General features: G+C 41.2%; 11 protein-coding genes. 1 reads left to right on the forward strand and 10 read right to left on the reverse strand.

All coding sequences use genetic code 11. The features are described from left to right. Positions 1-25 precede the first annotated feature (25 nt). Positions 26-1126, reverse strand: a complete 1101-nt coding sequence (locus MTF66_RS15875) for an alkene reductase (RefSeq protein WP_054202524.1) — start codon at positions 1124-1126, stop codon at positions 26-28. Between the two features lie 39 nt (positions 1127-1165). Further along, the gene (locus tag MTF66_RS15880; protein ID WP_248527639.1) at positions 1166-1570 is read right to left on the reverse strand and encodes a lactoylglutathione lyase; all 405 of its coding nucleotides are present in this window, start codon (positions 1568-1570) and stop codon (positions 1166-1168) included. Between the two features lie 115 nt (positions 1571-1685). Between MTF66_RS15880 and MTF66_RS15885 the strand changes: the two genes are divergently transcribed. Then, positions 1686-2576, forward strand: a complete 891-nt coding sequence (locus MTF66_RS15885; RefSeq protein WP_248527640.1) for a LysR family transcriptional regulator — start codon at positions 1686-1688, stop codon at positions 2574-2576. A 79-nt stretch (positions 2577-2655) separates the two neighbouring features. Here MTF66_RS15885 and tldD read toward each other — a convergent pair whose 3' ends face one another. The 8 genes from tldD to MTF66_RS15925 are packed head-to-tail and all read right to left on the reverse strand — an operon-like array spanning position 2656 to position 13176. Then, positions 2656-4095, reverse strand: a complete 1440-nt coding sequence (gene tldD, locus MTF66_RS15890; RefSeq protein WP_248527641.1) for a metalloprotease TldD — start codon at positions 4093-4095, stop codon at positions 2656-2658. Next, complete coding sequence (locus MTF66_RS15895; RefSeq protein ID WP_248527642.1) at positions 4092-4931, reverse strand: carbon-nitrogen hydrolase family protein; 840 nt, start codon at positions 4929-4931, stop codon at positions 4092-4094. Before MTF66_RS15895 ends, tldD begins: the two co-directional genes overlap by 4 nt. Then, a complete protein-coding gene (locus MTF66_RS15900) occupies positions 4928-8776 on the reverse strand; it encodes a YhdP family protein (RefSeq protein WP_248527643.1) in 3849 nt (1282 codons plus the stop codon). The genes MTF66_RS15895 and MTF66_RS15900 overlap by 4 nt, the downstream gene beginning before the upstream one ends. Further along, positions 8776-10248 carry a ribonuclease G gene (gene rng / locus MTF66_RS15905; RefSeq protein ID WP_010390470.1) on the reverse strand — a complete coding sequence of 491 codons (1473 nt, stop codon included), beginning with the start codon at positions 10246-10248 and terminating at the stop codon, positions 8776-8778. The genes MTF66_RS15900 and rng overlap by 1 nt, the downstream gene beginning before the upstream one ends. 1 nt (position 10249) lies before the next feature. Beyond that, positions 10250-10819 (reverse strand): nucleoside triphosphate pyrophosphatase, encoded by a 570-nt coding sequence (locus tag MTF66_RS15910; RefSeq protein WP_055012252.1) that lies wholly within the window; start codon positions 10817-10819, stop codon positions 10250-10252. Next, positions 10819-11298 (reverse strand): rod shape-determining protein MreD, encoded by a 480-nt coding sequence (gene mreD / locus MTF66_RS15915; RefSeq protein WP_010390467.1) that lies wholly within the window; start codon positions 11296-11298, stop codon positions 10819-10821. Before mreD ends, MTF66_RS15910 begins: the two co-directional genes overlap by 1 nt. Then, on the reverse strand, positions 11291-12133 hold the full coding sequence (gene mreC / locus MTF66_RS15920) for a rod shape-determining protein MreC (RefSeq protein WP_010390466.1): 843 nt from the start codon (positions 12131-12133) through the stop codon (positions 11291-11293). Before mreC ends, mreD begins: the two co-directional genes overlap by 8 nt. After that, positions 12133-13176 (reverse strand): rod shape-determining protein, encoded by a 1044-nt coding sequence (locus MTF66_RS15925; protein ID WP_008113726.1) that lies wholly within the window; start codon positions 13174-13176, stop codon positions 12133-12135. The genes mreC and MTF66_RS15925 overlap by 1 nt, the downstream gene beginning before the upstream one ends. Positions 13177-13291: the final 115 nt, after the last annotated feature.

The following is a 13291-nucleotide window of genomic DNA, read 5'->3' on the forward strand; positions in this document are numbered from 1 at the left end:
TAGCCTTATATTTTCAGTTAAAAAGTTACTTTTGATATGCTGGGTAATCGGTATAACCTTTGGCTGTACCGCCAAACAATGTACTCCCATCGGTAATCGTGTTTAGTGGCAGTTGCTCTTGAATACGATACGGTAAGTCTGGGTTGGCAATAAAACGACGACCGAATGCGATGTAATCGGCAAGACCTTGTTCAATAAGCTGCGCACCTGAATGCTCGGTATAATTACCGGCAACAATAATCGCGCCACTAAAATACTGACGAAGTGCGACTCTAAACTCTGGTGTTACGGTAGGTGCATCGTCCCAGTCCGCTTCGGCAAGATGAATATACGCAATACCAATTTGCTCAAATTGCTTTGCTGCCAATAAAATAGTGTCAATTGCTTCACTATCACCCATACCACGCTGAGTGATAAAAGGCGCTAATCTAATACCCACTTTATGAGCTCCAATGGCATTACTAATTGCGCCAATAATTTCACAGGCAAAACGAATACGGTTTTCTTGGCTACCGCCATATTCATCTGTGCGTTTATTCGCTGAACGTCTTAAAAACTGATCAATTAAATACCCGTTACCTCCATGTATTTCAACGCCATCGAAACCAGCCTCAATCGCGTTAATTGCCGCTTGCTTATAGTCATTTACTATTTCTTTAATTTCTTTAACACTTAGTGCTCGTGGGGTTGGGCAGTCAAGCATCCGTCCTTCTCCATCATCGCCTACCACCCAAACTTGTGCATCTGGGGCAAGTGCAGATGGGGCAACTGGCGTTCCATCATGATGAAATGAAGAGTGCGACATTCGACCAACGTGCCAAAGTTGTAAAAATATTTTACCACCTTCCTTATGCACAGCTTGTGTTACTTGCTTCCAACCTTCGATTTGTTCTTGCGTGTAAATACCTGGCGTAAATGAGTAACCTTTGCCCTGAGCAGAAATTTGTGTTGCTTCAGAAATAATCAGCCCTGCAGTAGCACGCTGCGCATAATAAGTGGCCATCAGTTCAGTGGGAATATCACCCGGTTGCGCAGTTCGCGAACGGGTCATAGGTGCCATCACAATTCTATTTTGAGTGACCATGCCACCGAGGGTTTTAACTTCAAATAAGGATTCAATAGACATAACTAACTCTCTTATAAATAATGTTTATCTGGATTTAAATTAAATTTCATCACTACTAAATAGCATTTCGACCTTTATCTCTTCTGGTCCTTGTATAAATACTTGCTGCTCTAGTAGCTCTGGCACGGTTCGCTCAAAGTAGCTTATACCTGTTTGCGCTAAGCGACTTTTCAATCCTTGATAACCTATGCTATGAATGGCAATGTGATCTACCACTCCTCGGCCTTGGGTTTTGCTGTTTAATGCTGATAAGTAACCCTGTTGCGCTTTATTACCCGTGGCATTAACCAAATGAATCAAAGCAACATTATCACTGCCGTATAACCATGCCCCCTCGAAAGGGAAAGGCGGACGATACCCTTCAACTAGCCCAACTGAATTTATAAAGAACTGTCGCATCGCCTGGTAATCACAACTAGAAATTAATACATGATCTAAACGCATAAACTTTCTCTGTTGATAATGAGTACAACCAGTTTAACTATTTACTTAAATTTGATAATTGAGTTAATATCAAAAACACTATTCATTAATACTGAATTATAAAGAGTGAGGAACGATGGCTAAGATTGATGATATGCAGCTTTTTGTTCATGTGGTGCGCTCTGGCGGGCTTGCTGCAGCTGGGCGAAAAATTGGTTTATCGCCTGCGAGTATGACGGCACGTATCAACCAGCTTGAAAATCACTATCAAACCCGACTCTTAATACGTAATACTCGAAGTATTAAATTAACCGAGGCTGGAGAGCACTTTTTTCAAGGCTGTTTAAGAGTGATTGCTGAAATTGATGCCGCAGAGCAAAGTATTCAGCTTAGTAAAAACACTCTTTCGGGTAGTCTCAAAGTAACCGCACCCTCTGACTTTGGTAAACAGTTTGTTGCCCCTGCAATAGCTAAATTTGTAGCACTGAATCCACAAGTAAAACCACACCTACATTTAACCGATGGCTTAGTTAATCTAGTTGAAGAAGGCATTGATATTGCTATTCGCTTTGGAAACTTACCCGATAGTAATTTGATTAGCCGAATGATCAAAGCCAATAAACGTGTGTTATGTGCTTCAGCTGAATATTTAAAAATACATGGCCAACCTTTACAACCAAGCGATTTATTAAATCATCGCTGCTTAGTAATGGAGAGATTTGGTCAATCGATGCATGATTGGCATTTTAAAGACGAGGTAATTCGCGTACCTGTAGCTATGAGTAGCAGTGATGGTGCAGTGATCAGACAGTGGGCAATTAACGGTGCAGGTATTGCTCTAAAATCAATGGTAGATATTAATGATGATCTGACTAAGGGTAATTTAGTGACGCTACTTGATGACTATATTCTCGGTTTTAGTAATAAAGATAAACAGCAAGTTGGCTTACAGTTTCTTTACCCATCAAGGCAATTTCAGCCACGACAAGTTGCCGCATTTATGGATTTTTTTCAGCAGCAAATTTAACAATAAACAGCCAACAAAATAAAACCTTGAGAGTTTGCACTTCCAAGGTTTTATTTATAACGTTTGGCAGTTATAAAAATTAAGCCGTGCCACCTACTGTTAGGTTATCTATTTTCAGGCTTGGCTGGCCAACGCCTACTGGTACACTTTGACCGTCTTTACCACAAACACCGACGCCTTTATCAAGCGCTAAATCATTACCTACCATAGAGATTTGTTGCATAACCTCAGGGCCATTACCAATTAATGTTGCCCCTTTAATTGGCTGAGTAATTTTACCATTTTCAATTAAGTAAGCTTCTGAGGCACTAAACACAAACTTACCTGAGGTGATATCCACTTGGCCGCCACCAAAATTAGGGGCAAACACGCCTTTTTTAACCGTGCTGATAATATCAGCTTGGCTGTGCTCTCCGCCTAACATGTAAGTGTTGGTCATACGTGGCATTGGTAAATGCGCGTATGACTCACGACGTGCGTTACCTGTTGGGTTTACCCCCATCAAACGCGCGTTCATTTTATCTTGCATATAGCCTTTTAAAATACCGTTTTCGATAAGTACGTTATAGGCTGCAGGCGTGCCTTCGTCATCCACATTAAGTGAACCACGACGATCAGCCATAGTACCATCATCAACCACAGTACATAGCTCTGAAGCGACTTTTTGCCCTACTTTACCGCTAAACGCAGACGCGCCTTTACGGTTAAAGTCACCCTCGAGGCCATGGCCTACCGCTTCGTGTAACAACACACCTGGCCAGCCATTACCTAATACCACTTCCATAGTACCTGCAGGGGCATCAATAGCTTCTAAGTTTACTTTAGCTTGACGAACGGCTTCTTCTGCAAAACCCATCCAACGCGGCTTACCATCAACAAGCTCTTTAAAGTAACCATAATCTAGGCGGGCACCGCCACCAGCACCGCCACGTTCACGGCGACCATTCTTCTCTAGCAATACAGAGCAGTTTAAACGGATCAGTGGGCGAATATCGGTAGCAAAGGTGCCATCGCTGGCTGCAATTAATATCTCTTCGTATACCGCAGACATTGAGCTAATAACTTGCTCAGCATCTGGGGCTAATTCGCGAATATAGTTTTCAAGCTCACGTAACAAATTAACCTTATCGGTATCGCTCATGCTAGAAATTGGTTGATGTGGCGCGTACTGCTCTTTAGCAGCCACGTCACTAAATACTTTAACCGCTTTATCTTCACCTGCATCGGCAATACTACGTGCAGCAGTTGCGGCCTTATTTAGCGCTTCTAAATTAATTGCGTCTGAATACGAAAAACCAGTTTTTTCACCACTAACAGCCCGTACGCCAACACCACGTTCAACGTTATAAGACCCTTCTTTAACAAGGCCGTCTTCTAATACCCAAGACTCATGATGACTAGATTGAAAATAAAGGTCGGCATAATCAACTTTGTGCTGGTGAATATAAGCTAATGTTTTTTCGAGTTCTTCTCGATTTAGCTGGCTGTCGTGTAATAAATGCTGTTCAACCGAATTCATAATAATGGCTCTCTAAATCGTTGGTGAGATTGCAGCGGCATATCTCGTCTAATTTTGTGTAACTGGTTCAAATCTACGGTACAACTAATAAAACCAAGCCCTGTTGGTTTTTCACTTAATGTTTCACCCCAGGGCGATAACATCAGGCTGTGACCATAAGTTTGTCTACCGTTTTCATGTGTTCCATATTGCGCTGCAGCAATAACATAGCACTGTGTTTCTATTGCTCGTGCTGCAAGTAGCGGCTGCCAATGCGCTTTACCTGTTGGAACAGTAAACGCACTGGGTACTAATATAATTTCTGCGCCTTTACGAGCTAAGGCATTAAATAAACCAGCAAAGCGCAAATCATAACATACTGTTAAACCAATTTTACCAAAGGGAGAATCAACAACCACAATCTCATCGCCCGCTTGAGTAAAGTCGGACTCTCGGTAGCTGCCGGTCTGGTCATCTACCTCAACATCAAATAAATGTATTTTGTTATAGCTTGCAACAATATCGCCTTGGTTATTAAACAAGTGTGAGGCAGCGTAATACTTATGTTGGTCATAGGGCTCTGGCATGGTGCCAGCATTTAACCAAATATTGTGTTTACGACACAATTCACTAATTTGCTGTTTATATTGCTCAATACGCTGTGACACTAACAACGTATCACCAGCGTGTTTACTAAACACTAAAAACGCTTCTGGTAAACATACTAACAAAGGCCGCGTGCTTGGTAATTCAGCTAACGCTTGCTTTAAAGTTGCAATGTTATCATCAGGGTTAAAGCCTGAGCACATTTGCAATGCGATAATCGCAGGAGATGAGTTTATACGTTGTTTATTCATTGCGCGGCGCTAACCTCAGCATCTTTGAGTTTTAACTCTGAGGATGCTCGCGGCTGATTTTGTGCAGCTTGTGGCAAGGTCACCTCTCGGCTCTTACGATCTAACTCTTGTACCTGAGGATCGTTCATTTTACCCGTCACTTTAAAGTTGATCTCTGAGATCACTCGCGCAGAATGAATTACTTTATCAATTGCTAAAGCTGCAAGCCCCGTTACTGGGTTAACCATCCAAGCCACAATTACTGGAATACTCGACGTTACTTGCGGTGCAACTGCTAAGTCGTAGTCAATTTCGAGAGTATTTAAATTTGCATACCCTTTAATCGAGAGATCGGCAGGCACCCCATCCATTTTAGTATCTTGGGTATAGGCAATGCCCTTATCTATCTGCATCGTACCTTTCATGCTGTTATAGAAAAAACCTTTAGAAAATACATCTCTAAAATCAAGTTTTAGCTTACGCACTAATGAATCAAGGCTCAGTAATGAAAATACCCGTGCGCCTCCATCACTCACCTCAGTTAAATGGCCTTCGCCTAAATCCCAACTAATTTCACCGTCTAAACTAGCAATGTCTAAGTTATAAGGTGCCGCTTGCCAATTTAGTTGATAATTTAAATTGGCGTTTGAGTCTTTAATAGTAGTAGTGATATCAAATTCATTAAATAAAGCGCCAATATCATCACTTTTAAGTTCGCCGCTCATTGCTGTTAGGCCATTTTGCCACTGCCCTTTAGTACGTAATATATGATCGCCCTTATCAACTACTAGCTCAGAAATAAGCAGTTTTTTACCATCACCTAACAATGAGGCGCTGACTTTATCTAGCTGATAATGGCTGACCTTACAATCGGCACATTCAAACTCAATAGCAGGCAAATTTGTAAGCCATGCAAGTTGTTCAGGAGATGATTTTTCGCTCGGTTGCAGTGTTTCGGCCTCTAAAAAATTAAGCCTTAAATAGTCACTGTTTATTCGAATCGGCTGACTTGATTGCTCGCTGGGAATGAACACTTCTGCTCGTAATTCTTTAGCATTGAGCTTTAATTGCAAGTTATTATTTAAGGGCGATAAACGCATATCAAAATCATTAAACTGCATGCCACTCACATTAAAAGAGTTAATATTCGCAACAACCTCATACAAAGGCGGCATAATACCTGGCGATGCACTCTCTGGCTGCGCTTTAGCTGCATTAATAATTTGATCAATTAAATCAATCCAAGGTAATAACTCACTTTGCGCTAAGTTAATACTTACCGCTAAATCTTGCGCGTTAAGCCCTAAATCTTTGTTACCGATTATAAAGTGGGCGTTGTTAAACTGTGATTTAGCATTGTCTAGAATGGCATTAAAATACACTAGCTGATCAACGTTTGCGGTGATCAAGTTAGATATATCATCACCTTGAATAACTGCACTCAGTGGCCAAGCTTGCTCACTGCTTTTTGTATATGCTCCAGGCAAAGAACTATTTAAGCCAATAAGTGGCGATTCAACTTGGGCGCGGTAGTTAAACCCTTGCTCGGTAAAGTTAAGATCCAAAGCAATATCAACATCACTTTGCCCGCTTAAGTAACCATCTAAAATGCCTTGCCCACGGTTTATAAGTGTTTGTGCATCAAGCTGAGCATTTATATTTATATTAGCGCGATAATCCTCTGCGTTTGCGTCACTATTGTAGTTAATAGTTAATGGCATACCCAGCCATGTAGCCGTTGCATTAGTGAGGTTTATTTGTTGATTATTAAAGCTAAGTTCGCCCTTTAAATGCTCAAGAGAAATACCAGGTGCAGAAATGTAGAGAGGTGAGTCGAGTAAATTAACCTTACCACTGACACTGGCTCCCCCCTCAAATTGTGAACCTATTAGTAATTCAATATTTGCACTTGCAAGCCCCTGTCCTTGCACAACATTAAAAATATCAGCTAATGGATTTGCTAAAGGCGTAGCGGCAAAAAAATCGTGCATTTTTTCAAGCTCAGCTTGCTTATCAATATTAACTACCAACGGCGCATCGCCCATTAAGTCATCAATACTCACATGCACACTGCTGCCAATGTCAAGATTTACCAGCTGGCCTTGCTGACTATATATATCCATTCGCTCATTAGCAAAATGCAGCTTTACATTGGCATTTGTGACTGCTGGCCAATCGGGATCGAATTGATAAGTAGCATTATCTATTTGTGCTATTACATCAAACTGCCCTGAACCATCTTCAAATGGAAAGCCTGATAGTGGACCAGAAAATAACACCTGAGTATCTGATACTTCACCTGCTTTTATTGCACCATTTAAATAACTAACTAACTCAGGGCTCATTAACGTTAAAGGAAAATAGTGACCAGCAATACTGGCATCAGGTGCAAACGCTTCAGCATATAAATCTAAGCGTGGCGTATCACCCAAACTCAGCTGCATTTGTGCGCTTAAAGTCACCTCATTGTTATCAAACCACAGGTTATCACTGCTGATGTACCAATCGCCTGAGCGCTTAGCTAAATCTAGCTCAATATTTAATTGGTTATAATCAATATTATTACTAAAACTAGCGCCTGTAATTAAACGGCTGTTCTCACCAAAAATCGCAATGCGACCATACTGCTGATTAACCAGCCCATTAACTCTTAAAGATTGAGCGGCAGGTACGGCGTTTTTTTCTTGCCAGCTAATTTCGTCAGCATCAAACCATAGTTGCCATTGCTTTGTATCTGCAAACTCAAGGTACGCAGTCTTTATTTGTCCGCTAGGTTGGCGTGCTAAAAAAGGGGCTAGGTCGGTAAAATTAGTCAACTCAGCTAAATCACTCAATAGCGCTAAATCAAGCTGCTGTAGCCATACTTTATTTTGCTTACCCAATAAGGCTTCAAATTCAAGGCTTGGCCATGTGGTTTCACCCGTACTAAATGCTAAGCCCGTGCTTTTTAATCGCCAGCTATTTTGCTCTGGGTATAAATGAAATCCCCCTTCACTTAGGCTTACCTTTTGTGTTTGCTCATTGAGTTGCCAATTTACCGCGCTCGGTAACCACTGAACTTTTACGTCACTCACTAGACCTTGCTCTAATCTAAGCCAAGCTTGTAAATTTAAATCGCTATGTAGTTGCTGCTTTTGAGTATTAATATATTGCGCTAGCCAATTTGACACATCAACCTGATTAGCCTGCACATATAAATCGCCGACCATTTGCTCTAAGGTTTCACCCTTAAGTGCAATGCGCGCATCAAAATTACCCACCGAAATGCCCGGTAAGGCTAGACTACCACTACCAAGGTGTTGTTTATCTTGGTTTTGCCATACAATGTTTTCTAATAACAGTTTACGTTCTTTGTTATCTTCTAAAACAAAATTGATACTGGAGTTTTCTATTGCAAAATGACCGGTTTCACCTAAAAACAACCCTTCTATTAACTCTTTTTGTTCAAATGACACATCGTCTTGGTTGCCTACAAATAAATTCGCGACATTAACCTTGGTATGAAAACCATTGATGACAAAGTAGTTCGACTTAAGTTGAAGAGACTTTAGGCTTTCCCAAAGGTTTAGCTCTAAACTGGTTTTCGCAATAGTTAAAGAAATAGGGGCTGTTTGGTTGTCTTTAAATGATAATTCTTCGAGCACTAAGGCTGGGCCATTACCTTGCCAACTTGCCGATATAGCGCCTATCGATAGGCTAATATCAAACTTGCTATCAAGATAATTTTCTATCTCGCCTTTATAGTCATTTGCGTAGGGTAAGGTGTATTTTAAAATAGAAACAATGACGGCCAGTAGCACCAAAATTACAGCACTTATTTGCCATAATTTGCGCACACAAAAGAAACAGGCCGCTTTAAATTTCATTACATCATTACCACATCAAACTGCTCTTGGCTGTATAAGCTCTCTGTTTGAATATTAACTTGCTTACCAATAAACAACTCTAACTCTGCAAGGTTATGATATTCGTCATTTAATAGCGCTTCACATACTGCAGGAGATGCATAAACTACAAACTTATCAGCTGCATAAGCGCGGTTAACACGTACTATCTCACGAAGGATTTCATAGCATACGGTCTCAACCGTTTTTTGAGAGCCTCGCCCTGAACATGCAGGACATACATCACACAGTATATGCTCTAAACTTTCGCGAGTTCGCTTGCGGGTCATTTCAACCAGCCCCAATGCCGATAAACCATTAATATTGGCTTTAGCACGATCTTTAGCGAGCGCAGACTCTAATGAGTGCATTACCCGGCGTTTGTGCTCATCGCTCACCATATCAATAAAGTCGATAATAATAATACCGCCCAAATTGCGCAGCCTTAGTTGACGGGCAATAGCAGAGGTTGCTTCAACATTGGTATTAAAAATAGTTTCTTCAAGGTTACGGTGACCAACAAATGCACCGGTATTAACATCAACCGTGGTCATTGCTTCTGTTTGATCTATGATCAGGTATCCGCCAGACTTTAAAGTCACCTTACGGTGCAACGCCTTTTGAATTTCACTTTCTACATCAAATAAATCAAAAATGGGGCGCTCGCCCGGATAATACTCAAGTACTTGTGATAATAACGGCACAAATTCTTCAGTAAACAGCTTAAGCTCTTGATAGGTAAGCTTAGAGTCAACACGAATGCGCTCCATATCTTCGCCCACGTAATCACGTAATGTTCTAAAAGCCAGCGTAAGATCTTCATGCAGAATACTCGCTTTGCTGGTTTTACGGCGCTTAGAAACTATTTTATCCCACAGCTTTTTTAAAAATGCAGCATCGTGACGAAGCTCTACTTCACTTGCGCCTTCTGCGGCAGTTCTAACAATAAAGCTACCGTTTTCATCACCATATTCAGCAACAATTTTTTTAAGCCTAGCGCGTTCCTCTTCCGTTTCGATACGTTGACTAACACCAACATGCGTCGCATCTGGCATAAATACTAAATAGCGTGACGGTATAGTAATATCAGTGGTTAAGCGAGCACCTTTACTGCCCAATGGATCTTTAACCACTTGCACCATAATGTACTGACCTTGGCGAACAAGCTCACGAATATCTTGGACTTTTTTAATTGGCTCGTCGTCAACACCTTCAACAATAGAAGCACTATTGACGATATCTGAAGCGTGTAAAAAGGCGGCTTTCTCTAAGCCTATATCAACAAAAGCGGCTTGCATTCCAGGTAGCACGCGACTTATTTTACCTAAGTAAATATTGCCTACTATGCCTAAATTACCAATACGCTCTAGCTGAATTTCTTGTAATACACCGTTTTCGATTAGGGCAACGCGACTTTCACTCGGCGTGACATTGATCAGTAGTTCTGTACTCATGCTACCCTCTTAAGAATGTATGTAATAATTGTTCTGTCTCATATAAAGGTAAGCCTACAACGGCAAAATAGCTACCCGAAATATGCGTTACAAAGCGTCCGCCTAACCCTTGGATACCATAACCACCGGCTTTATCTTGAGGCTCGCCCGTTTGCCAGTAAGCGTCTATTTCTTCATCACTGAGTATTTTAAAAGTAACATCAGTACTGACAACACAACTCATTACTTTTTCTGGTGTCGCAAAAGCGATAGCAGTTAACACTTGGTGTGTATTTCCTGATAAACGTTTTAAGGTGTGAGTAAAGTCTTCTTTATCTCGTGGCTTGCATAATGATTGATTATCCATCACTACCACGGTATCACTACCTAGAACAGGCCGATCGGTATATCCTTGTTTTACACCCATTTGTGCCTTTAAACGCGCTAAACGTTCGACATAATCATATGGGAGTTCGTTAGCGAGCTGGCTTTCATCGGCATCAACACTAAATTGTGAAAACTCGATACCCAACTGGGTTAAAAGCTCTTTACGGCGGGGAGACGCGGAGGCTAAATATACTGCGCAAGTCATTATCTGATCCTAAAGTGTCTACGGTATTTTCTAAGTAGTAAAAATACCCATATCCAACTCAACATGCCTGTTAATACAGGCCATAAGTAATGTGGGCTAAAATAAACGCCAAGTAAAAAATGATTTAACCAAAACTGCATTAAATGATAAAGCGTTAAAAATAAGCCAATTAAAAGGCTTTGTTGCCACAATGAAAAATTGCGAATTTTTTGAAAGTTACTTGCCGTAACAAAAATACACACCGAGTAGGTTAATGAGTTTACACCTAAAGAAGAACCCGTCGCTAAATCAATCACTAATCCAACAACCCAAGCCGTACCTATGTTTAAGCGATGCGGTAAAGCCAAAGACCAGTACATAAGTACCAGCAGCACCCAGTCAGGGCGAAATGGTTCAAGTGAAAAGGGTAACGGCATCAAAGCCATTACCAATGCAAAGAAAATACTTAACGCAATTAATAGCATATGGCGATTAATCATCTCCCATCAACTCCTGCTGATTTAGCCATAACACGACTAACAATCGAATTCGGTCTAATTGAGCTATAGGTTCAGCAAATACTTGCGCAAAAGGTTGTCCTTCATCACGGGTTATTTCGGTGATCACCGCTACCGGATAGCCCTCAGGAAACGTACCACCAAGGCCAGAAGTAACCAGCACATCGCCAATACGTACATCTAAACTATGCGGCACATGCGACAGTTTCAGTACGTTAATTTTACCAATGCCTTCAACCACTGTTCGCACATCATTACGTAAAATACGTACAGGCGTAGCATGGGTGGTATCGGTAATTAATAATACTCTTGAAGTGGTTGAGCCCACTTTAGTCAACTGCCCCACAAGCCCCATATCATCAATCACTGCTTGGCTTTCACTTAAACCATCGGTGGTTCCTCGATTTATCACCACTTGGTGGCTATAAGGATTTGAGTGAACAGAAAGTACTTGAGCAATAATTTTACGATTGGTGTGTTTTGAGGACGAGCCCATTAAGGCTCGTAATTTTTGATTTTCTTTTGCTAAGAATTCATATTGCTGAATTTGCTCGCTCTGCAATATTTGCTTTTTTTTCAGGGCTTCATTTTCAGTTTGTAACTGTTCGCGGGTGTGCAAGCTCTTAGCGCTAAAGCTAAATACTTCGTAAGGTAGATTGGCAACATAAATGAGCGGACTAACTAAGGTATTCAAACTGGTGCGGATATTCTCACCGCCCTTAGTGTATCTATCCCCAAGGATCAATACGATACTCAAAAGCACTGCGACAAAAAGTCGCAGTTGCAAAGAGATTGTTTTTTCAAACATTGATTTCATTAATCGTAACTAAAAACGTCACCACCGTGCACATCAATCATCTCAAGCGCTTTACCGCCGCCACGAGCAACACATGTAAGTGGATCATCAGCAACAACTACTGGAATGCCAGTTTCTTCCATGAGTAGGCGATCTAAATCTTTTAGTAATGCGCCACCGCCAGTTAACACCATGCCATGTGCTGAAATATCAGATGCCAGTTCAGGAGGTGATTGCTCAAGTGCAACCATGACAGCGCTTACAATCCCCATTAGCGGCTCTTGTAATGCTTCTAAAATTTCATGCGAGTTAAGTGTGAACGAACGAGGAACACCTTCTGCAAGGTTACGACCACGCACTTCTATTTCTACTGGATCGTCTGTTTTAAATGCAGAACCAATTTGGTGTTTAATATTCTCAGCTGTGGCTTCACCAATTAAGCTACCAAAGTTACGACGTACATAATTAATAATGGCTTCATCAAACTTGTCGCCACCAATACGAACAGATGACGAATAAACAACACCATTGAGTGAAATTATAGCCACTTCGGTTGTACCGCCACCAATATCAACAACCATAGAGCCCGTTGCTTCAGATACTGGTAAGCCTGCACCAATTGCAGCAGCCATAGGCTCTTCAATTAAGTAAACTTCACGAGCACCTGCCCCCATCGCTGATTCGCGAATGGCACGCTTTTCAACCTGTGTAGCGCCACAAGGCACACAAATAAGTACACGTGGGCTTGGTCGCATAAAGTTATTGTTGTGCACTTGCTTAATAAAGTGCTGTAGCATTTTTTCGGTCACATAAAAATCAGCAATCACGCCATCTTTCATCGGACGAATAGCTTTAATATTACCAGGTGTACGCCCCAACATTTGCTTAGCTTCTGTACCTACAGATGCAACACTTTTAGGCCCACCAGCACGCTCTTGACGAATAGCAACAACTGAAGGTTCGTTTAATACAATCCCTTCTTCTTTTACATAAATTAGTGTGTTGGCTGTACCTAAATCGATCGATAGATCGTTTGAAAAAATACCACGGAGTTTTTTAAACATGAGGCTGGATGACCTTTGAAATTCGTTCTTATTTTAGTTGCGCTTACTTTAACATTCTCAATGTAATGAGCAATATAAAGCGCAGCCGTCTTTGTAATCATTAAAAAGAGGAAGC

The organism is Pseudoalteromonas sp. 2CM39R, from assembly GCF_023161845.1.